Genomic DNA, 22,347 nt, shown 5'->3' with positions numbered 1-22,347 from the left:
ATTACCAATTCGCATCGGTCGATTGCGGTTGCAAATCGATCCGAATTCGCAATCGCAGCACGGGACAGCTTTATTGATCTGCGAATGATTCCAACTAGTTTGCACCGAGGAAACGCTCAGGTTGAGAACGAAGAATGACAGCGGTTTTTGAGCCTTGGAACGAGACGCGCGGCGCCGAGATCATCGCCGAACACGCCAACCGGGAGGGCGCGACGCTGGTCATCCTGCACGCGCTGCAAGAGGCGTTCGGCTACGTGCCGGAGGCGGCCATTCCCATGGTGGCGCAAGCGCTCAACCTGTCGCGCGCCGAGGTCCACGGCGTATTCACGTTCTATCATGATTTCCGCCACAAGCCGGCCGGCCGCCACGTGCTGAAGCTCTGCCGCGCGGAAGCCTGCCAGGCCGCGGGCGGCGATGCATTGGCGGCGCGCGCAGAAGCAAAGCTCGGCGTGTCACTCGGCAATACCACGGCCGACGATCGCGTCACGCTGGAGCCGATCTACTGCCTCGGCCTGTGTGCGACCGCACCGTCCGCCATGCTCGACGGCCGCCTCATCGGCAGGCTCGATCAGAAGCGCCTCGATGCGTTGATTGTGGAGGCACAGCGATGAGCTTGCGTCTGTTCGTCTCACGCGACGCCGGCGCGATTGCCGTCGGTGCCGACGAAGTTGCTCTGGCGCTGGAGCAGGCTGCAGCCAGGCGCGGCGTGGCGATCGAGATCGTCAGGACCGGCTCGCGCGGTATGTACTGGCTGGAGCCGCTGGTCGAGGTAGCGACGCCGCAAGGCCGCATCGCGTTCGGCCCGGTCACTGAAGCCGATGTGCCGTCCCTGCTCGACGCGCTCGCGAGCAACACGCCGCATCTGTTGCGGCTGGGTGCGACCGAAGAGCTCCCCTGGCTGAAGCGTCAGACCCGCCTCACCTTCGCCCGCTGCGGCGTGATCGATCCGCGCTCGCTCGACGACTACCGCGCCCATGGTGGCTACAAGGGGCTGGAGCGAGCACTGTCGCTCGGCACGGATGCGATCCTCAACGAAGTCACGGCGTCGGGCTTGCGCGGCCGCGGCGGGGCCGGCTTTCCGACCGGCATCAAATGGAAGACGGTCACGCAGGCCAAGGCCGACCGCAAGTTCATCGTCTGCAACGCCGACGAGGGCGACAGCGGCACCTTCGCCGACCGCATGATCATGGAAGGTGATCCCTTCCTGGTGATCGAGGGCATGACCATCGCCGGCATCACCGTCGGCGCGACAAAGGGCTACATCTACATCCGCAGCGAATATCCGCATGCGGTGGAAGCGATGAACGCTGCGATCCGGACTGCCAAGCGAGGCGGTTATCTCGGCGACAAGATCGGCGGATCCATCCACAGCTTCGACCTCGAAGTGCGGGTCGGCGCTGGCGCCTATGTCTGCGGCGAGGAAACTTCGCTGCTGGAGAGCCTCGAAGGCCGCCGCGGCATCGTGCGTGCAAAACCTCCGCTGCCGGCGCATCACGGCCTGTTCGGCAAGCCGACCGTCATCAACAACGTGTTGTCGTTCGCGGCCGTCCCCTTCATCCTCGCCGAAGGCGCCAAGGCCTACGCGGATTACGGCATGGGCCGTTCGCGCGGCACGATGCCGATCCAGCTTGCCGGCAACATCCGCCAGGGCGGGCTGTTCGAGACCGCCTTCGGCGTGACGCTCGGCGAGCTCGTCGACGACATCGGCGGCGGCACGTTCACGGGCCGGCCGGTCCGCGCCGTGCAGGTCGGCGGTCCGCTCGGCGCCTATTTCCCTCGTGCCCTGTTCGACACGCCATTCGACTACGAGGCCTTCGCCGCGCGCGATGGCCTGATCGGCCATGGCGGTATCGTCGTGTTCGACGACAGCGTCGACATGCGCAAGCAAGCGCGCTTCGCGATGGAGTTCTGCGCCGTCGAATCCTGCGGCAAGTGCACGCCGTGCCGGATCGGCTCGACCCGCGGCGTCGAGACCATCGAGAAGATCATCAACGGCGAGCGCGTCAACGAAAACCTCGCGCTGGTCGAAGACCTCTGCAACACCATGAAATTCGGCTCGCTCTGCGCGCTCGGCGGCTTCACGCCCTACCCCGTGCTCAGCGCATTGAAGCACTTCCGGGAAGATTTCGCACCCGCACCGACCACGCTCCAAGCCGCGGAATAGGAGAACGACAATGTCTCTGATCGAAGAAATCGACTTCGGCACGCCGGCTTCCAAATCGGAAACGATGGTGACGCTGACCATCGACGGCAATGAGGTCACGGTGCCCGAGGGCACCTCGATCATGCGGGCCGCGATGGACGCGGGTCACCAGATCCCAAAACTCTGCGCGACCGACATGGTTGACGCCTACGGCTCCTGCCGTCTCTGTCTCGTCGAGATCGAGGGCCGCGCCGGAACGCCTGCCTCCTGCACCACGCCGGTGATGCCCGGCCTCGTCGTGCACACCCAGAGCGAGCGGCTGAAGAAGCTGCGCAAGGGTGTGATGGAGCTCTACATCTCCGACCATCCGCTCGACTGCCTCACCTGCGGCGCCAACGGCGATTGCGAGTTGCAGGACATGGCGGGCGCGGTCGGCCTGCGCGACGTGCGCTACGGCTATGACGGCGAGAACCACGTCTTCGCCAAATCGCGCGGCTGCTCCAACGACAATTGGATGCCCAAGGACGAGTCCAACCCCTATTTCACCTACGATCCCTCCAAGTGCATCGTCTGCTCGCGCTGCGTCCGCGCCTGCGAGGAGGTGCAAGGCACCTTCGCGCTGACTATCTCCGGCCGCGGCTTCGACAGCCGCGTCTCGCCGGGCATGAGCGAGAGCTTCCTCGGCTCCGAATGCGTCTCCTGCGGCGCCTGCGTGCAGGCCTGCCCGACTGCAACGCTGACCGAAAAGTCGGTGATCGAGATCGGCCAGCCCGAGCACTCCGTCGTCACCACCTGCGCCTATTGCGGCGTCGGCTGCACCTTCAAGGCCGAGATGCGCGGCGAGGAAGTCGTGCGCATGGTGCCCTACAAGGACGGCAAGGCCAATCGCGGCCATTCCTGCGTCAAGGGCCGCTTCGCCTGGGGCTACACCAACCACGGCGAACGCATCCTCAATCCGATGATCCGCGAACGGATCGAGGATCCCTGGCGCGAAGTGTCCTGGGACGAGGCGTTCTCGTTCGCGGCCGCCAAGATGCGCAGCATCCAGAAGACATACGGCCGCGATGCCATCGGCGGCATCACCTCGTCCCGCTGCACCAACGAAGAGACCTATCTGGTGCAGAAGCTGATCCGCGCCGGCTTCGGCAACAACAATGTCGACACCTGCGCCCGCGTCTGCCACTCGCCGACCGGCTACGGCCTCGCCACCACCTTCGGCACCTCCGCCGGCACGCAGGATTTCGACTCGGTCGAGGACACCGACGTCGTCCTCGTGATCGGTGCCAATCCGGCCTCCGCTCATCCCGTGTTCGCGTCCCGCCTGAAGAAGCGGTTGCGCCAGGGTGCCAAGCTGATCGTGATCGATCCGCGCCGCACCGAGATGGTGGAATCGCCGCATGTGAAGGCGCTGCACCTGCCCCTGATGCCGGGCACCAACGTCGCGGTCATGACCGCGCTGGCGCATGTCATCGTCACCGAAGGCCTCGTCAACGAAGCCTTCGTGCGCGAACGTTGCGACTGGAGCGAGTTCGAGGAGTGGGCGGCGTTCGTCGCGCAGCCCAAGAACAGCCCGGAAGCCACCGCGATCCTTACCGGCGTCAACCCGAAGGATCTGCGCGAAGCCGCGCGCACCTACGCCACCGGCGGCAACGGAGCGATCTATTACGGCCTCGGCGTCACCGAGCACAGCCAGGGCTCGACCACCGTGATCGCGATCGCGAATCTTGCGATGGTCACTGGCAATATCGGCCGTCCCGGCGTCGGCGTGAACCCGCTGCGCGGCCAGAACAACGTGCAGGGCTCCTGCGACATGGGCTCGTTCCCGCACGAGCTGCCCGGCTACCGCCACATCTCCGGTGACGCGGTGCGCGACCAGTTCGAGGCGCTGTGGAACGTCAAGCTCAACCCCGAGCCGGGCCTGCGCATTCCCAACATGTTCGATGCCGCGGTCGAAGGCACGTTCATGGGGATCTACGTGCAGGGCGAGGACATCCTCCAGTCCGATCCCAACACCAAGCACGTTGTGGCTGCACTGTCCGCGATGGAATGCGTCATCGTCCACGACCTCTTCCTCAACGAGACCGCGAACTACGCCCACGTCTTCCTGCCCGGCTCGAGCTTCCTCGAGAAGGACGGCACCTTCACCAACGCCGAGCGCCGCATCCAGCGCGTGCGCAAGGTGATGACGCCGAAGAACGGCATGGCCGACTGGGAGGTCACCATCGGCCTTGCCAGGGCGATGGGCTTCGAGATGAACTACAGCCACCCATCCGAGATCATGGACGAGATCGCGGCGCTGACGCCGACCTTCGCTGGCGTCTCCTACGCCAAGCTCGACGAGCTTGGTTCGGTGCAGTGGCCTTGCAACGAGAAGGCGCCGGAGGGTACGCCGGTGATGCATATCGACGGCTTCGTACGCGGCAAGGGCAAGTTCGTCGTCACCGAATATGTGGCGACCGACGAGCGTACCGGCCCACGCTATCCGCTGCTGCTCACCACGGGCCGCATCCTCAGCCAGTACAATGTCGGCGCGCAGACGCGGCGCACCGAGAACGTGGTCTGGCACGCCGAGGATCGTCTCGAGATCCATCCGCACGATGCCGAACAGCGCGGCGTGCGCGACGGCGACTGGGTGCGGCTGAAGAGCCGTGCCGGCGAGACCACGCTGCGTGCGGAGATCACCGATCGCGTGGCGCCCGGCGTCGTCTACACCACCTTCCATCACCCGGACACCCAGGCCAACGTCATCACGACCGACTATTCGGACTGGGCGACCAACTGCCCCGAATACAAGGTCACGGCGGTCGAGGTCTCGCCCTCGAACGGCCCGTCCGACTGGCAGAAGGCCTATGACGCGCAGGCGCGGCAGTCCCGCCGCATTGCGCCAGCCGAGGCAGCGGAGTAACCGCATGCATGTAGCTGTCCAGGCGATTGATCGCGGAATCTGGCGCAACGGCGTCGCGTCCGAAGGAACGCGGTTCATTCCGGAGGAGACGCCGCTGGCGCTGACCTATAATGGCGGCACCTATGCCGTCATGATGGGGACGCCGCAGAACCTGGAAGATTTTGCCGTCGGCTTCAGCCTGAGCGAAGGCATCATCAAGTCGGTCGATGACATCAAATCGCTCGACGTCGTTCGCCTCGACGACGGCATCGAGCTCAGGATGTGGCTAACGTCTGAAGATGCGGCACTCATCAGCGAGCGCCGTCGCCACGTCGCGGGGCCCACCGGCTGCGGCATCTGCGGTATCGAGTCCATCGCGGAAGCCGTGCGCCCGGCGGCGGTCGTGCCGCAGGGGCAGAGCTTCACGCCCGAGCAGATCGTGGCGGCGATGCAGGCGATCGCGCCGCTGCAATCGATCAATCTGCAGACCCGCGCGGTTCACGCCGCCGCGTTCTGGTCTACTACCGGCCACATCGTCGCGCTGCGCGAGGATGTCGGCCGCCACAATGCGCTGGACAAGCTCGCGGGCGCGCTGGCGCGCAGCCGCACGGATACGCGTAGCGGCATGGTGCTCCTGACGAGCCGCGTCTCGGTCGAGATGGTGCAGAAGGCCGCCGCGATCGGCGCGCCGGTGATGGTCGCGGTGTCCGCGCCCACCGCACTTGCAGTACGCACTGCGCAGGCCGCCGGCATCACGCTGATCGCCATTGCCCGCCAGGACGGGTTCGAAGTGTTTTCGCATGGTGACCGGGTCGCCGCTCGCCATGCCACGGAGGTTGCCGATGTCGCCTGACCGCCTGATCTACATGGCCAACCAGATCGGCAAGTTCTTCGAGAGCCAGGGCCACGGCAAGGCCGTGCCGGGGATTGCCGAGCACATCAAGAAGTTCTGGGATCCTCGGATGAAGCGCGCGATCTTCGCCCATCTCGACGCCGGCGGCGCGGGCCTGGAGCCTGACGTCCGCCAGGCGCTCAGCTCGTTGAAGGCGACGTCCCTTCCAGCAGCGCCCTGAACACGCGCCGCACCTCGCTCTGGGTCTCCTTCACACGCGCCTCCAGCGACGAGAAATCCGGCGCGTCGCCGGCGCGCGCCATCACACGCTGCAGATCGGTGCCGGCGGTTTCGGGCTTGAAGCGGTCGCTGACGCAAAGCCGCAGGATCTGCGTCAGGTCGTGATAGAGCCGCGCCGCGGCGCGCAAGATCTCGGTCTCCGATTGCGGAAGGACGCCGAGCCTGCATGCATTGTCCAGCACCTGCATCGTGCTGACGTCGAGGATCTCCGGCTTGTCGTGAGCGTGCACGAGCTGCAGATATTGCGCGATGAAGTCGATGTCGACCATGCCGCCGGCGGCATGTTTGAGGTCCCAGCAATCGGCCTCGCCCTTCTCCTGGGCGATGGCGCGCCGCATGTCGGCGACGTCGTTGGCGGTGATGGCGGAATCGCGGCGACGGGTCAGGACGTCGCGAATGACGTGTTCGATCCGTTCCCGGAATTCGGGCGAAGCCGACACCACGCGCGCCCGCGTCAGCGCCATATGCTCCCAGGTCCAGGCCTCGTTGGCCTGGTAATCCGCGAATGAGACGAGGCTCGAGGCGACGGGACCGGCGCGGCCTGAAGGGCGCAGCCGCATGTCGATCTCGTAGAGCACGCCGTAATTGGTGCGCGTCGTGAACGCGCTGATCAGCCGCTGCGTGAAGCGCGCGAAGTAGTGCGCGCCCTGCAGCGATTTCGGTCCGTCCGAGTCCGGATTGTCGCTGTCGAAATCGTAGAGCAGGATCAGGTCGAGATCGGACGAGGCCGTCATCTCGCGGCTGCCGAGCCGGCCCATCGCGATGATCGCGGTCTCCTGTCCCTTGATTCGGCCATGCTGGGCCGCGAAGCGGTCGGCAACGAGGCCGTGCACGGTGTGGACGATGCCTTCGGCGACATCGGCAAAGGCCGTGCTGGCCTGCTGCGCCGAGACGGTGCCGGAGAGGATGCGCGTGCCGATCAGGAACAGGCTCTCCTGCCCGAACAGGCGCAGGCGATCGAGGAACTCTTCGTATGAGCCAGCATCCTGCACGGTCGCAGCTAACCGTCCCGACAATTCCTGCCTGTCCGGCATGGCGCCGAAGAAGCGCGGATCGATCAGGCCATCCATGAGCTGCGGCTGCCGCGCCAGCATCTCGCCGAGCCGCGGCGCAGCGCCGAGCACCAGCGCCACCAGCGCGACGAGCTCGCGGTTCTGGCCGAGCAGCGTGATCAGCCGGCCACCGCGCTGGAGCGCCCCAAGGAATTGATCGAACGCCACGACGGCGCGATCCGGCTCCTCGGCATGGGCGAGGCCGTCGATCAGGGCCGGCACGAACTCGACGAAGGCGCTGCGCGTCGCCTCATTGCGGAACACGCGGTAGTCGCCGGTGATCCAGTCGCGCACCGTCTGCGCGACGGCGGCCGGCTTCTTGAACCCGAGCGTCGCCAGATGATGGAGCAGGCGCGGATCGTCGGGGCCTGCGCTGTAGTCGAGCGCGGGCAGCCTGGCCGTGCCGGTCGGATCGTCGCCTTCGAACAGCTTTTCGTAGTGCCCCTGCACGATCTTGAGCTGCCGCAGCAGCTCGCCCGCGAAGGCCTCGCGATCCGTATAGCCGAAGAAGCGCGCAAAACGCTCGACCGCGTCCTTGTCTTCGGGCAGCGCGTGGGTCTGCTCGTCGGCGATCATCTGGAGGCGATGCTCGACCCGGCGCAGGAATTCATACGCAATGGTCAACTCGTCGCGCGCAGCAGGGGTGATCCAGTTCCTGGACGCGAGAATGTCGAGCGCCCTGAGCGTCGGCCGCACCCGCAATTCCGGATGGCGGCCGCCGGCGATCAATTGCTGGGTCTGCGCGAAGAACTCGATCTCGCGGATGCCGCCGCGACCGACCTTGACATTGTGCCCTTCCACCGCGACCTCGCTCTGGCCGCGATAGGTCTGCATCTGCCGCTTCATGTCGTGGACGTCGGCGAGCGCGGCGAAGTCGAGATGCTTGCGCCAGACGAAAGGCGCGATCTCGGCCAGCAAGGCTTCACCCGCTTTGGCATCGCCGGCGCAGGCGCGCGCCTTGATCATCGCGGCGCGCTCCCAGGTGCGCCCTTCCCGCTCATAATAGTCCAGCGCGGCGTCCCTGGAGATCGCGACCTGCGTCGAGGATGGATCGGGACGCAGGCGCAGATCGACGCGGAACACATAGCCGTCATAGGTGCGCTGCTGCAGGATGCGCGCCATCCCCTGCGTGACCCGAACGAAGAACGGCTGCGGCTCGATATCGGCTGCCAGCGTTGTCGCGTCGGGATCGAAGAACACGATGAGATCGATGTCGCTGGAATAGTTCAGCTCGCCCGCGCCCATCTTGCCCATGGCGAGCACGATCAGCCCGCAGCCTTCCTCGGGCGCCTCGGGATTGGGCGGCGTGAGCTTGCCACGTGCGGCTTCCTGCCGCAGCAGGTACTGGAGCGCCGCCTGCACCGAGGACACCGCGACATCGGTCAGCGCCGCCGTCACCCGCATCACCGGCCAGACCCCGCCAATGTCGCACAAGGCGGTCAGGAGCGCGGCCTCGGCCTTCATGCGGCGAAGCAGCCGCATCACCTCGGCCTCGTCAGGGGCCGCGAGCACCGCGCCCCTCGCCTCCGCGATCAGGGCCGTCAAATGCGCATCCGGATTGCACTCCAGCAGCCGGATCAGGCGCAAGGCATCGGCGCGCACCAGATCGAACAGATAGGGCGAGAATTCCGCGATACCTGCCAGGATATCCTGCGCAAAGGGATGCGCCAACAGCGTTTCGAGACGCGCCGATTGGGCCGGCTCGAGCTCGGACAGCCAGCTTTCAAGACGTCGTTCGTCGGTTGTGGAAGCGGCAATATGGGGAGCCTCCGCGAAGCGCGCGGCCAGCCTCTCACCATGCTTGTCCGCGTTTCCCGGCGCGGAATGGTTCATGCCACCTTCTGTGGCACATCCGGTATTGGCGGAGCAACCCTGTCGCCGGCCCCGGCGCGCGCGGGCAGCACCAGCGTGGCGACGAGACCGGGCTGGGCATCGCCCAATTTCAACTCACCGCCGTGCAATGTCGCAACAGCAGAGGCGAGGCTGAGACCAAGGCCCGAGCCCGGCAGCGTGCGGCTCGCTTCTAGGCGAACGAATCGTTCGACAGCATGCGCGCGGTCGGCTTCGGGGATGCCGGGACCGCGATCGGTGACGCTGAGCAGCACCTTGTCGCCGTCGCGTTTGGCCTCGATCGTGATCGGCCTCGCATCCATGCTGACCACGGTTCCACCGGTCTGTGCGACCGGCTTGCCGTATTTGATCGCATTCTCGACAAGATTGGCGAGCGCCTGGCTGATCAACTCGCGATTGGCGTGAACCGGTGTCGGCTCGCACCTGACCTTCAAGGTCATGCCGTCGTCCTCGGCCAGTGGCTCGTAGAGCTCGTGGATGCCGTTTGCGACATCGGCCGCATCGAAATCATCCATGTTGCCGCGCGCCTGCCCGGACTCCGCGCGCGCGATCATCAGCAGCGCGTTGAAGGTGCGGATCAGACCGTCTGATTCCTCGATGGTCCGCTCCAGCGCCGCGCGGTAATCGGCTTCGCAGCCCGATTTCGCCAGCGCCTCCTCGGCGCGGTTGCGCAAGCGCGTCAGCGGCGTCTTGAGGTCGTGGGCGATGTTGTCGGAGACCTCCTTCAAGCCAGCCATCAGCGCCTCGATCCGCTCCAGCATGGCATTGAGGTTTTCCGCGAGGCGGTCGAGCTCGTCGCCGCTACGCCCCACGGGAAGACGCCCGCTGAGGTCCCCGGTCATGATGCGCTGCGCGGTCCCGGTCATCGCGTCGATGCGCCGGAGCACGCGGCGCGCGACGAAGATGCCGCCGCCGAGACCGAGCACGACGACGATCAGGATCGACCATTGCGCCGCCTTGGCGACGATGCCGAACAGGCGACGCCGCTCGGCGAGGTCGCGGCCGATCAGAAGCCGGAAGCCGTTCTCGAGTTCGGTGACGCGCACGAGCGCACGATGGTCGCGATCATCGGCGTCCTCGATGCGCCGGTAGGCCGTCTCCGACCAGCCGCGGGTCGCCATCACACCGGGTGCCAGCGAGCCGACATTGCCGGCGATCGCCTGCCCGGTCGGCGTGGTCACGAGATAGAGGTTGGCGCCCGGGCGCAGCGCCCGATACTCGATCGCGAGCACGAGGCCGCGCAGCCCCCGGCGGCCGTAGATCTCGGAGATCTCCGAGGTCTCGGCATTGACCGTCTGCGTGATCTCCTCGGTGATCAACCGCCGCGTATTCCAGGCGAAATAGGCCAGCAGCGAGGCCGCGAACATCGCGAACAGCAGCAGATAGACCAGCGTCAGCCGGAACGCCGTGGTGCGGACGAGTTTACCGAATGCCGTCACGGATCATGTACCCGGCGCCGCGGATCGTGTGCAGCAGCGGCCGCTCGAAGCCCTTGTCGATCTTGGAGCGCAGCCGCGAAATGTGCACGTCGATCACGTTGGTCTGCGGATCGAAATGATAGTCCCAGACGTTCTCGAGCAGCATGGTGCGCGTCACCACCTGGCCGGCATGCTTCATCAGATATTCGAGCAGGCGGAATTCGCGCGGCTGCAGCGTCAGCTCGTCCTTGCCGCGGGCGACGCGGTGGGAGAGCCGGTCGAGCTCGAGATCGCCGACGCGGTAGAGCGTGTCCTCGGCAGGTCCCCCGCGGCGGCGCGACAGCACCTCGACCCGGGCCAGCAGCTCGGCGAAGGAATAGGGCTTTGGCAGATAGTCGTCGCCGCCGGCGCGCAGGCCCTTGATGCGGTCGTCGACCTGTCCGAGCGCGGACAAAATCAGCACCGGCGTGGTGTTGTCCTGGTCGCGCAGCGCACCGATCAGCGACAGGCCGTCGCGCTTGGGCAGCATGCGGTCGACCACCAGCACGTCGTAATCGCCGTTCTCGGCCATGGCGAGGCCTTCCTCGCCGTCGGCGGCGTGGTCGGCAATGTGTCCGACCTCGCGAAACGCCTTCACGAGGTAGTCGGCGGATTCGCGGTCGTCTTCAATGATGAGGAGGCGCATCGTGCGTTCGGCGGCGGTCAAGGAGGTCAACCTTCTCTAAACATGGCGCGAGCGGCAATCGCATGCAAGCCGAGTGGGAGACTCTGGCATCGAGAAAAAGGCGGGCGGTGAAGCTGGGGGGACCTCACCGCCCTAGGCCTTCCGACGGAGGGGGGCGTAATTCCACCGGAAGGTAGAGAGGGGAAGCGAACGTTGCGCTGCTTCCCCGAAGGGCGCCGTCGGCGGGGGCGACTGATGCCGGCGACACCCTTCATCTCGTAGGCCTCCTGAAGCCTCAGCCCTTGGCGAGGGGCACCGCGACGAAGCGCGACTGGCCGCCGCTCTTCACGCGCATCAGGACGCTGTTCTTGTTGTCGGTCCGCGCCATGTTGATGGCGTCGCGGACTTCGCCGGCGGTGGCCACGCTCTTGCCGCCGACTTCGAGAATCACGTCGCCTTCCTTGAAACCGCGCTCGGCCGCGGCGCTCTTCGGATCGACCTCGGTGACCACGACGCCTTCCTTGCCGGCGCCGGCCACCGAATTGGCGGGGGCAACGGTCATGCCGAGCTTGGGCACGTCGGTGCCCTTGCTCGCACCCTTGCCGCTATCATTGTCGTTGTCGGCCTTGGCCTCGACCGTATTCGGCAGCTGGCCGAGCGTCATGTTCACGACCTTGTCCTGGCCCTTGTGCAGCACGTTGAGCTTCACGGTCGCGCCGGGCGCCATGCCACCGATGGTCCGGGCAAGCTCGCGGGCGTCCTTGACGGACTCGCCGTTGACCGCGGTGATCACGTCACCGGACTCGATGCCGGCCTTCGCGGCCGGACCGTTGGCCTGAGGCTCCGCCACCAGCGCGCCTTCGGCCTTCTTCATGCCGAGGCTGTCGGCGATGTCGGAGGTGACAGGCTGAATCTGCACACCGATCCAGCCGCGGCTGACCGAGCCCTTGTCCTTGAGCTGGGCGACCACGCTCTTGACGGTGCTCGCCGGAATCGAGAACGCGATGCCGACGCTGCCGCCGGAGGGCGAGTAGATCGCGGTGTTGACGCCCATCACCTCGCCGTTGGTGTCGAAAGCGGGACCGCCGGAATTGCCCTTGTTCACGGGCGCGTCGATCTGGATGAAATCGTCATACGGACCGTTGCCGATGTCGCGGCCGCTGGCCGAGACGATGCCGGCGGTCACGGTGCCGCCGAGACCGAAGGGATTGCCGACCGCGAGCACCCAGTCGCCGATGCGCGGCTTGGCGTCGGCGAGCTTGGCGAACGGGAAGTTCGAGCTGCCCTCGACCTTGATCAAAGCGAGGTCGGTGCGCTGGTCGGTGCCGATCACCTTGGCGGTGTAGGTCTTGCCGTCATCGGTGGTGACCTCGACCTTGTCGGCGCCGTCGACCACGTGGTTGTTGGTCACGGCAAAGCCGTCGGCCGAAATGAAGAAGCCGGAGCCCTGGCCCTGCACGACGCGGCCACGGCCGCCCTTCAGGCCCGGGAAACCGTCCGGACCGCCGAAGCGGCGGAAGAAGCGCTCCATCGGCGAGCCCGGCTGGAACGGCGCGGAGGAATCATCGCCATCGTCGTTGCTCGCGGTCTTCTCCTTGATGTTGACCTTCACCGAGATCACCGACGGCTTCACACGCTCGACGATGTCGGCGAAACCGACCGGGCGTTCGACCTTGCGGACCTCGTTGTTGACCTGCGCATGCGCCGGGCTCGAGAACAGGTCGGCCGGCGAGGTCGAGGGGCTGAAGCCATAGACGGCCGCGCCGAGACCGGCGACGACCGAGGCCATCAGCGCGAACTTGCGCGCGGAAAACACCGACCGGCGCGGCTGCCGGTAGGACGGAAGGTTCGAGAGGTCGGGACGGTCGGTCATGCGGAGATCTCCAAGGCCTTGAAATCCATTTGGTGCCCGATGGCGGCACCTTACGGTCCTGAAGATGGGGGCTCCCGCCTTACCGTGCGCTGGCGGCGGGGTTAAACTTTTGTAATGAAGGGCTAGCTGCGATGCGGCAGTTCAGCGCACACCGAAAATTGTGGCCTCACAGGAACTTAACCGAGTTCCCGTGATGGCGTCGCAAGCGCGTTTTTGGCGCGCTCAGCTTGCCCTGACGCTGACGATGAACTCGTCGACTTCGCGCTTCAGGGTCGCGGCCTGCTGCGACAGGTCGACCGCGGAATCCCGCGCCTCGGCGGCCATGCGGCCGGTCTGCGCGGAGGTCGAGGTGATCTGGACGATATGGTTGGAGACGTCGAGGGTTCCGTGCGCGGCGCTCTGGGCGCTGCGCGTGATCTCCTGCGTCGCGTTGCGCTGCTGGGCAGTGTCGACCTCGATGCCGGACATGATGGACGAGATCTCCGACAGCGTCTTGGAAATGCCGTCGATCGCGCCGCGCGTCTCCGCGGTGATGCCCTGAATGCTGGCGACATGAGAGGTGATCTCCTCCGTCGCCTTGCTGGTCTGATGCGCCAGATTCTTCACCTCGGAGGCGACCACCGCAAACCCCTTGCCGGCCTCCCCTGCCCGCGCCGCCTCGATGGTGGCGTTCAGCGCCAGCAGATTGGTCTGCGATGCGATCGCCTGCACGAGTTGCACGACCTCGCCGATCTTGTCGGCGGCATCGGACAGCGTGTGGATGGTGTCGCGGCTCTTCTCCGCCTGGGACGCCGCGCCCTCGGCGCGCTGCGTCGCGTCGGTGACGCGGCGGCTGATCGTGCCGATCGAGTTCGTCATCTCCTCGGCAGAACCGGCGACCGTCTGCACGCTGGCGCTGGCCTGGCTCGCCGCGCTCGCAACCGCATTGGCCTTGGTGCTGGTGTCGTTGGCGGTCCGCGACAGCGTCTCGGCGTTGCTCTTCAGATGCACCGCCGATGAGGCCACGCTGTCGACGACGCTGGCGACGAGGTCGTTGAAGCGCTTGATCCGGTCGTCCAGGAAATTCGATCGCTCGGCCTGGTGCTGGGCTTCGCGCAGCTGCTGCTCGGTGAGGTGGCGTCGCTCGAGCCCGTTGGTCTTGAAGACCTCCAGCGCACCGGCGAGCAGGCCGATCTCATTGGTGCGGCCGAGCCCCGGAACCGATGTCTGGAACTTCTGGTCCGCGACCTCGCGCATGGCATGCACGATCGCGGCCAGCGGACTGAGGATGCCATTGCGCACGGCGAACCAGGTGGTGAGGCAGATCGCGACGGCGACGACGGCGATCACGCCGCAGGCCATCAGGAAATAGGAGAACGCGGTCTGCGCCTGCTGGTAGATCTGCATGGCATGGTCGCGCGCGGGGCCGCTCAGTGCTGCGAAGTCCGCCGACAGGCTGGTGATCTCGTTGTTGAGATAGAGCACCGCGATGAAGCCGGTGCCGCCGCCGATGCCCAGCAGAAACAATAATGCAGCGACGACGGCGCCGACCAGGAAGCGGATCGTCAGATTGCTGTTCGCGAACATCGGGGGACTCAAAGGCTGGAATCGAATCTTGCGACAAGCTTCCAGACAAAGGTCAACAGAGCATGAAACAAGCTGCGCCCAGCGGCGTAAGTATCACTACGTAGGCTAGGACGACTTCGCATCATCGGACATCAACGCGGCGAGCCGCGCCTGTTCGTCCGCAGTGAGCGGCGGAGCAGGTATGTCTGCACCACTCCGCGAGCGACGGCGGATTTGCAGCCACAGCGCCAGGCCACCGCCGATCAGAAGCAGCGGCCCGAGCAGCCACAGCAGCAGGGTCTGACGTTCGAAGCGTGGCTTCAGCAGCACGAACTCGCCGTAGCGCGCGACCAGGAAGTCGAGCACCTGCGAGTTGCTGTCGCCGGCGCCGATGCGCTCGCGCACCAGGAGCCGCAGGTCGCGCGCCAGCGGCGCATCGGAATCGTCGATCGACTGGTTCTGGCAGACCATGCAGCGCAGCTCGCGCGACAGCTCCCGCGCGCGGGCTTCCTTGGCGGGATCCGGCATGATCTCATCGGGCTGCACGGCGTGGGCCGCAGGCAAGGCCAGCAGCATCAGCAGGACGAACGCGGCCATCATCCGGCGCATCGGATCACTCCGCCGGCTGGAGGCGCTGCTTGGCCCGCGCCGGCTTCGGCGCGCCGACCCGCAGCCGCCGGTCAGACAGCGACAGCACGCCGCCGAATGCCATCAGCACCGGCCCCCACCAGATCAGGAGCACCAGCGGCTTGTGATAGATGCGCACGGCGATGGCGCCCTCGGCATTGGCCTCGCCGAGCGAAATGTAGAGCTGGCTCGCGCCGCGCGTCAGCAGTGCGGCCTCGGTGGTCGAGGAGCCGCGGGTGGTGAAGCTGCGCTTGGAGGGCGTCATGACGCTGAGTGGCTTGCCATCGAGGCTGACGTTGAACTCGGCGATCATCTCGCGGTAGTTCGGGCCCTGACGCTGCAGCACCCCGTCGAGCTTCACGTCGAAGCCGGCGATGTGGGCGACGTCGTTCTGCTTCATGGTCGCGATATATTCGCTGTTCCAGGTGGTCTCGCAGACGATCCCGATCAGCGCGACGCCGAGGCCGGCATGCGCGAACGTCGTGCCCCAGGCCGAGCGCGGCAGGCCGCGCGCCCGGTGCAGCACCGTTGCAAACGGCAGCCGGACGAGCCCGGTCCGCTCGACGATGTCGGTGACGGCACCGCCGATGACGAAGATGCCGAGCCCGATCGCGAGCGGCGCCAACGTGCTGCCGCCGCTGGCCCAGCCCCAGGCGATGGCGACGGCGACGAGCCCGGCGACGCCCGCCGCGAGCAGGCGCTGCGTGACGCCGAGCAGATCGCCGCGCTTCCACGCCAGCATCGGCCCGAACGGCACGGCAAGCAGCAACAGCGTAAACAGCGGCGCGAAGGTGAGGTTGTAGAAGGGCGCGCCGACCGACATCTTGAAGTCGGCGAGCATTTCCATCGCGAGCGGATAGAGCGTGCCGAACAGCACGACCGCGCAGGCCACGGTGAGCAGCAGATTGTTCAGCACCAGCGCGCCCTCGCGCGAGATCGGCGCGAACAGGCCGCCCTGCTTCAACGACGTGGCGCGGCCCGCGAACAGGGACAGGCTGCCGCCGATGAACAGGCAGAGGATCAGCAGAATGAACACGCCGCGGGTGGGATCGGTGGCGAAGGCGTGCACGGAGGTGATGACGCCCGAGCGCACCAGGAAGGTGCCGAGCAGCGACAGCGAGAAGGTCAGGATCGAGAGCAGGATGGTCCAGACCTTCAGCGCGTTGCGCTTCTCCATCACCAGGGCGGAATGGAGCAGCGCGGTGCCGGAGAGCCACGGCATCAGCGAGGCGTTCTCGACCGGATCCCAGAACCACCAGCCGCCCCAGCCGAGCTCGTAATAGGCCCAGTACGAACCCATGGCGATGCCGAGCGTCAGGAAGATCCAGGCGACCAGCGTCCACGGCCGCACCCAGCGCGCCCAGGCCGCGTCGATCCGGCCCTCCATCAGCGCCGCGATCGCGAAGGAGAACGAGATCGAAAAGCCGACATAGCCGAGATAGAGCATCGGCGGATGCACGGCGAGGCCGATGTCCTGGAGCACCGGATTGAGATCGCGCCCCTCGATCGGCGGGGTGGCGATACGCAGGAACGGGTTCGACGTCACGAGGATGAACAGGTAAAAGGCGCTGGCGACCCATGCCTGCACGGCAAGCACGTGCGCGCGCAGCGACAGCGGCAGATTATTGCCGAACGCCGCAACGAGCCCGCCGAACAACGCGAGGATCGACACCCACAACAGCATCGAGCCTTCATGGTTTCCCCACACGCCGGTGATCTTGTAGAGCAGCGGCTTCATCGAGTGGGAGTTCTCGTAGACGTTGGCGACGGAAAAGTCCGAGTTCACGTGCAGCATCACGAGAGCTACGAACGAGGCACCGACGAACAGGAGCTGCGCCAGCGCCGTGGATCGCGCCACATTCATGAGCGCGACATCGTAGAGGCGCGCGCCAATCAGGGGCACGATTGACTGGATCAGTGCGAGCCCAAGCGCCAGCACCAACGCGTAATGTCCGGATTCTGCGATCACCGCATTGCTCCCCGCGGATTGCCCTGTGCGGTCGTCGCCGCGGGCTTGCCCGCATCGGACGTCTTGCCGCTATCAGAGGGCTTGCCGCCGTAATCGTCCTTCCAGTGCCCCTGCTTCTTCAGGGCATCGGCAACGTCCTTGGGCATGTAGGTCTCGTCGTGCTTGGCCAGCACGGTATCAGCCTTGAACACGCCATGGGCGTCAAGCGCGCCCTCGGCGACGACGCCCTGCCCTTCGCGGAACAGGTCGGGCAGGATGCCCTTGTAGGCCACCGGCAGCTTGGCGTTGCCATCGGCAACCTCAAAGGTCACCGCGAGATTGTCGCCGCGCTGGAGCGAACCGGGCTGTACCAGCCCGCCGAGGCGAAACCGCTTGCCGGGCTCGACGTGCTTCTCGGCGACCATGGTCGGCGTCGAGAAGAACACGATGGAGTCGCGAAGTGCGTTGAGCACCAGCGCGGCCGCGAGCGCGAGCACGGCGAGCGAGCCGCCGATGATGGTCATACGTCGCTGCTTGCGCGTCATGGCGTATCCGTTCTCCGCGTCTCTTGTCCCGACATCGTCATCCGCCGAGCCCGAGAGTCCTGAGGCCTTCATCGAGTTGGCGCAGCCGCTCGGCGTCGCTGGCAACCGCCTGCCGGGCATCGGCCGATGCCCCCATGGCCTTGTCCCGCTCGCCCATCACGAGATAGGCGCGCACCAGCCGCAGCCATCCATCGACGTCGTCGCCGTTCTGCTTCAACCGGGTGGCCAGACGATCGACCATGCCGCGCACCATCGCGTTGCGATCGCCTTCGGCCATATCCTTGGACGCAGCAATCGTCTCGTCGGACAGCGCCGGCATCGTCCCGCCACCGACCCGCACCAGCGAGGACTGCACCAGGGCACGCCACGGCGCATCCGCGGGCGCTTTCGCAAGCAACGCGCGCCAGATCGTGGCTGCATCGTCCTTGCGGCCGTCCTGCTCGGCGGCAAGGCCGAGGAAGTAGTTCGCCTTGGGATCGTCCGCGTTCAGGGCGTGCGCACGCTCAAATTCCGCCTTGGCCTCGACGGTCACCACACCCCCGGCGGCAGCCGAGATCGCTTCGCCGAGATCGGACCGGCGTTCCGCGCTCTCGCCATTGTAGGTGAGCGAGTTGCGATAGGCGCGCACGGCATCGTCGAAACGGCCGAGCCGCTCCAACACCGGCGCAAGCACATTCCAGCCGCGCCCGTCGGTCGGATTCTTCTCCAGATGTTGCTGGACCTGCACGACGAGATTCTCGAGCGACTGCGCCACGCCGGACCCGGATCCACGCTCGCGCTGCGCCAGGGGAAAGTCCTGAAGCCGGGGCGAGCCGAGTGGCATGTAGACGCCGATCGCAACGAGCGGCAGGCCAGCGAGCGCCAGCACGGCCGCCGCGCGGCGCCATTTGAGATTCGATTTCGGCGCCACGACGGGCTCGCTGGCGGCCGCGGCGAGCAGCCTGCGGCTGATCTCGACGCGCGCAGCCTCGGCGTCCGGCGCAGGAATCAAGCCTGCGGCGAGATCACGCTCGATCTCGGCCAGCTGGTCCTTGTAAACCGCGACCTCGCTGCCCTGGTCTTGCGCGCGTCCATTGCGGCCAAGCGGCCAGAGCACGGCGAAAATCGCCGCGACCGTCATCAGCGCGAACACGAACCATAGCGTCATCTGGCAAGCTTCCGGCAGCGCACGAACCGCGCCCATAGGTGGCTTTACACCACGGCCGGATGATGCGGCAATTGACAATTGTCAATTTGGCGCGACCGCGCACGGTCTCGAAACGGTGAAAATCCAACGGCTTAGCCGATCTCGAAGTCCGTACTTTGCGCGGCGTCCTCACCGTGGCCGTTGAAGGCCCTCAGGAAGTATGTTCCCGGCTTGACTGCGTCCGGCAATCTGATGCGCAGCGCTCCGACGGGAACCGGGGATGCAACCCTCGTGATTGTCTCGGAGAGTTGCCGACCGCTTGCCTTCTCGACCAGCACCACTTTGGCGCCGACCATCAGTCTTTGATACTTGGCAACAATGATGCGGTTCTCAATTTCGATGGAGCTGATTACGGGTTTCATGCGCCCACAAATAGAAGTTCCCCGGACTTGCACGGGGACCGTACGGCGCACCACCGGCACCGTCAACCACAAATTGTGATCACGAAAATATGCGCTTAGGCTAGCTTGCGCGCGACGATTTACGCTCGCCGGTCGCTGCGTTCTCCGCGGCCCGGCTCATCAACGAGGCGTAATCATCGCCAAACAGCACCTGGCAGAAGCGAATCGCGGCCTGCACCTGCTGCTGCCGATAGGTGCGCACCTTGTGATCGGCGGCGCGCAGCGACTGCACCAATTGCTCGGTCGAGCGTTCGACATACTGCTGAAGGTCGGAATAGGTGCGCAGCGTCACCTCGTTGATCGCAAGCTCGCTCGCATAATTGCGGCAGGTCGCGACGAAATCGATCAGCGCCGCCGTTTCCTCCACCTCGGTGCTGTCGATCCGTGCGCCCGGCGGAATGTCTTTCTCGGGGCGCTGGCGCAGGATGCGGCGAACGCGGCCGGGAACGCTGTCGATCTCGGATTGCAGCGCATTGGAGATGTCGGCCCGGATCGAGGTCAATTGCTTGCCCCAGGCGGAATCGTTGCGCAGGTCGAGCTCGGTGCGCAGGCCGCGCACGCCGTCGTGCAGCGCCTTGAGGTTGCCGGCAACGTTGTCGAAATGGCCGCGCTTGATGTCCATGCGCAGGGTAGCGGCAACACAGGACAGGTCGTGCAGCGCGATCGTGACGGCAACGCCGTAAGGCGTCGCCGCGACGCGGATCTCGTCGTCGGACGCGGCAATCTTGATGGCGAGGCGGATGATCTGCCACGGGGCAGTCATCCGCTGCACCACGATCGACAGCGCGAAGGGCAGCATTTGCGGCGTCTGCAGGACCGGAATGTTGAGCGCCGACGTCACCGAGGCGATCTGCGGATCGCCGAAAGCGCGCAGAGTGCGCGGCAGCTTCTCGTTCAAGCCGGCGATGGCCTCCCGGACCTGAAGCACCGCTCCGATCGAATAGAGGTCCTCGATCACGTTGGGCGGGCCGACCCGGGCGAGCGCGCGCGACTTGTCGCCGCCGCCGGGACCGGTCAGCTCGAAAATGGCATCCGCAGCCACCCCCTGGAGCTTCTGCGCGAGGGCCTCGACCTGCCCCGCACTATCGGGGGGCATCCGCGCCAGCGCGGCCTCGAACTCGTTCACCTTGTCCGGTGCGCCGTCGCGGCCGAGCCATTGCCAGATCGGCTGCAGCGAAGTGCGGCGGATCTGGCCGACCCGCAGCGGGACGCCGGCCTCGATCAGGAACGGTTCCAGCGCCTGGAACAACAGCCGCGACAGATCGTCCGTGCGCGGCGGCGGGGCTTCATCGGCTTCCGACTTGCGGACGATCTTGCGCAACTGCTCGAGCACGAGGGTCGCGACAGCCGTATCCTGGCCGCGCTCGAGCGCGCGCTCGAACTCCCGCATCAGCAGCGCCTGCGCCTGCGGCGGGAGCTGCGCGAGATATTCCCTCAGCCGCTCGATCGATGTCTGGCTCATGCGCCCGGGTAATGCACGGTAAAATGGCGGACATGGGATGGGTCCGGCGCGATCATAGGAGGCCCCCACTTAAGAAGCCGTTTAGGACGTCGGAGCGAATCCCACAGGTTTGCTGCGGCCGGGCGTCGGTGAGGACGAATATCCCTGTCGGAACAACGGATTATACGCCCGGAAGGACCAGCTCGGCACGCAGGCCGCCGGTCGGCGCACCACCGAGCGAGAGGCTGCCGCCATAAAGCGCGGCGAGATCGACCACGATGGACAGGCCCAGCCCCGAGCCGGGCTTGGACTCGTCGAGCCGCTGGCCGCGCCGCGAGACCTGCGCCCGCTCGGCTTCCGACAAGCCGCGGCCGTCGTCATCGACGATGATCCGCAGCCGCGGGCCCACCCCGGCCTGGTGCGGCGCTTCCACGAGGACCTCGATGAAGACGCGCGAGGCCGCCCATTTGCAGGCATTGTCGACGAGATTGCCGACCATCTCCTCCAGATCCTGCCGCTCGCCGCGAAATTTTGCCGACGGATCGGCCTTGGCGTCGACCATGATGCCACGGTCGCGATGGATCTTCTCCATGGTCCGCCGCAGCGCCTCGATGGCAGGCGCCACCTCCGTCACCGTCCCAACGACCGAGACCCGCGCCGCGATGCGCGCACGCTCCAGATGATGGGCGACCTGGTCGCGCATCACATCCGCCTGCTCCATCACCTTGGCCGCGAAGGGATCGGCGATGTGGGCGCCGGCCTCGTTGACGATGACAGAGAGCGGCGTCTTGATCGCATGGGCGAGATTGCCGACATGGGTGCGTGCGCGCTCGACGATTTCGCGATTGGCATCGATCAGCGCGTTGGTCTCGCGCGCCAGTGGCGCGATCTCGACCGGGAATTCGCCCTCGAGCCGCTCAGCCCGCCCGGAGCGGATATCGGCGATCGATTCCGAGATGCGCTTGAGCGGTGCGAGGCCGAAGCGGACCTGGAACACGGTCGTCAGCAGCAGCACGATGCCGAGCGCGGTGAAGGTGCCGCCGAGATAGTAGTCGAAACTGCGCGTCTCGTCGAAAATCTCGGTATCGTCGCCGGCGACGCTGACCAGAAATTTGCCGTCGGCGCCGAGATCGACGGGACGCTCGACCATGCGCAGATTCTGCCCCTCGGGCCCGTCGACATAGGCCAGCCGGATTCCGGCGGCGGTGAGCTCGGTGCCCTGCTCTTCCAGCTTCGGCAGCTTCTTGTCCCAGAGCGAGCGCGAGGAGCGCACCTCCGGCTTTTCGGTGTCGGTCCGCGTGATCTGCCAGTACCAGCCGGACAACGGCAGCTCGAACAGCGGCTCGCCGAGCGACTGGAACTGGCGGTCCGGCGGCTCGTCGGGGGTCGCGACCTCGGCGATGAGGGTGCGGAGATAGAGATTGAGCCGGCGGTCGAAGGCGCGCTCGGTGGCGTTCTTGTAGACCGACGACAACACCACGCCGGTGATGGCCAGAATCACCACGAGCCAGGCGGTCGCCGACAGGAACAGGCGGGTCGCAAGCGAACTAGCGGCCATCGGAATGATCCGGGAAGGCGCAGGGTGGCGGGCGTCAGAACTCATGTCCCGGACCAAGGCCCCTGTCAGGCTGCCCGTC

The 22,347-nt window shown here is 66.2% G+C and carries 17 protein-coding genes; 5 read left to right on the top strand and 12 right to left on the bottom strand.

Going from position 1 to position 22,347, the window contains the following annotated elements; all coding sequences use genetic code 11:
- The first annotated feature begins 134 nt into the window (after positions 1-134).
- Genes XI04_RS38405 through XI04_RS38385 form a run of 5 tightly spaced genes read left to right on the top strand, consistent with a single transcriptional unit; the run spans position 135 to position 6,100 of the window.
- Positions 135-611 (top strand): formate dehydrogenase subunit gamma, encoded by a 477-nt coding sequence (locus XI04_RS38405; protein ID WP_028143019.1) that lies wholly within the window; start codon positions 135-137, stop codon positions 609-611.
- The gene (locus XI04_RS38400; RefSeq protein WP_038947109.1) at positions 608-2,164 is read left to right on the top strand and encodes a formate dehydrogenase beta subunit; all 1,557 of its coding nucleotides are present in this window, start codon (positions 608-610) and stop codon (positions 2,162-2,164) included. The genes XI04_RS38405 and XI04_RS38400 overlap by 4 nt, the downstream gene beginning before the upstream one ends.
- A 10-nt stretch (positions 2,165-2,174) precedes the next feature.
- The gene (gene fdhF / locus XI04_RS38395) at positions 2,175-5,048 is read left to right on the top strand and encodes a formate dehydrogenase subunit alpha (RefSeq protein ID WP_271609402.1); all 2,874 of its coding nucleotides are present in this window, start codon (positions 2,175-2,177) and stop codon (positions 5,046-5,048) included.
- Positions 5,049-5,052: 4 nt separating this feature from the next.
- Complete coding sequence (gene fdhD / locus XI04_RS38390; RefSeq protein ID WP_271609401.1) at positions 5,053-5,880, top strand: formate dehydrogenase accessory sulfurtransferase FdhD; 828 nt, start codon at positions 5,053-5,055, stop codon at positions 5,878-5,880.
- The gene (locus XI04_RS38385) at positions 5,870-6,100 is read left to right on the top strand and encodes a formate dehydrogenase subunit delta (RefSeq protein ID WP_028143015.1); all 231 of its coding nucleotides are present in this window, start codon (positions 5,870-5,872) and stop codon (positions 6,098-6,100) included. The genes fdhD and XI04_RS38385 overlap by 11 nt, the downstream gene beginning before the upstream one ends.
- Here the strand turns inward: XI04_RS38385 and XI04_RS38380 are convergent.
- The 12 genes from XI04_RS38380 to XI04_RS38325 form a co-directional block, all read right to left on the bottom strand.
- A complete protein-coding gene (locus XI04_RS38380) occupies positions 6,060-9,044 on the bottom strand; it encodes a bifunctional [glutamine synthetase] adenylyltransferase/[glutamine synthetase]-adenylyl-L-tyrosine phosphorylase (protein ID WP_271609400.1) in 2,985 nt (994 codons plus the stop codon). The genes XI04_RS38385 and XI04_RS38380 overlap by 41 nt on opposite strands.
- Positions 9,041-10,501, bottom strand: a complete 1,461-nt coding sequence (locus tag XI04_RS38375; protein WP_028143013.1) for a sensor histidine kinase — start codon at positions 10,499-10,501, stop codon at positions 9,041-9,043. The genes XI04_RS38380 and XI04_RS38375 overlap by 4 nt, the downstream gene beginning before the upstream one ends.
- Complete coding sequence (locus XI04_RS38370; protein WP_038947105.1) at positions 10,485-11,165, bottom strand: response regulator transcription factor; 681 nt, start codon at positions 11,163-11,165, stop codon at positions 10,485-10,487. The genes XI04_RS38375 and XI04_RS38370 overlap by 17 nt, the downstream gene beginning before the upstream one ends.
- A 274-nt stretch (positions 11,166-11,439) precedes the next feature.
- Complete coding sequence (locus tag XI04_RS38365; protein ID WP_028143012.1) at positions 11,440-13,017, bottom strand: Do family serine endopeptidase; 1,578 nt, start codon at positions 13,015-13,017, stop codon at positions 11,440-11,442.
- A 222-nt stretch (positions 13,018-13,239) separates the two neighbouring features.
- Complete coding sequence (locus XI04_RS38360; RefSeq protein ID WP_271593885.1) at positions 13,240-14,583, bottom strand: methyl-accepting chemotaxis protein; 1,344 nt, start codon at positions 14,581-14,583, stop codon at positions 13,240-13,242.
- A 105-nt stretch (positions 14,584-14,688) separates the two neighbouring features.
- Positions 14,689-15,171 (bottom strand): cytochrome c-type biogenesis protein, encoded by a 483-nt coding sequence (locus tag XI04_RS38355; RefSeq protein WP_038970597.1) that lies wholly within the window; start codon positions 15,169-15,171, stop codon positions 14,689-14,691.
- 4 nt (positions 15,172-15,175) lie between these two features.
- Positions 15,176-17,158 carry a heme lyase CcmF/NrfE family subunit gene (locus tag XI04_RS38350; RefSeq protein ID WP_152103260.1) on the bottom strand — a complete coding sequence of 661 codons (1,983 nt, stop codon included), beginning with the start codon at positions 17,156-17,158 and terminating at the stop codon, positions 15,176-15,178.
- Positions 17,155-17,682, bottom strand: a complete 528-nt coding sequence (gene ccmE / locus XI04_RS38345) for a cytochrome c maturation protein CcmE (protein WP_152103261.1) — start codon at positions 17,680-17,682, stop codon at positions 17,155-17,157. The genes XI04_RS38350 and ccmE overlap by 4 nt, the downstream gene beginning before the upstream one ends.
- A 37-nt stretch (positions 17,683-17,719) precedes the next feature.
- On the bottom strand, positions 17,720-18,829 hold the full coding sequence (gene ccmI / locus XI04_RS38340; protein ID WP_028143007.1) for a c-type cytochrome biogenesis protein CcmI: 1,110 nt from the start codon (positions 18,827-18,829) through the stop codon (positions 17,720-17,722).
- 131 nt (positions 18,830-18,960) lie between these two features.
- Complete coding sequence (locus tag XI04_RS38335) at positions 18,961-19,230, bottom strand: hypothetical protein (RefSeq protein WP_028143006.1); 270 nt, start codon at positions 19,228-19,230, stop codon at positions 18,961-18,963.
- A 100-nt stretch (positions 19,231-19,330) separates the two neighbouring features.
- Positions 19,331-20,731: a hypothetical protein gene (locus XI04_RS38330; RefSeq protein ID WP_028143005.1), complete on the bottom strand. Its 1,401-nt coding sequence runs from the start codon at positions 20,729-20,731 to the stop codon at positions 19,331-19,333.
- Between the two features lie 160 nt (positions 20,732-20,891).
- Positions 20,892-22,268 (bottom strand): sensor histidine kinase, encoded by a 1,377-nt coding sequence (locus XI04_RS38325; protein ID WP_038947098.1) that lies wholly within the window; start codon positions 22,266-22,268, stop codon positions 20,892-20,894.
- Between the last annotated feature and the right edge of the window lie 79 nt (positions 22,269-22,347).

The organism is Bradyrhizobium sp. CCBAU 11430, from assembly GCF_028128855.1.
GTDB classification, from domain to species: Bacteria; Pseudomonadota; Alphaproteobacteria; order Rhizobiales; family Xanthobacteraceae; genus Bradyrhizobium; species Bradyrhizobium ottawaense.
The sequence above is the reverse complement of the archived record's forward strand: the minus strand, read 5'-3'. Positions and strand labels throughout refer to the sequence as shown.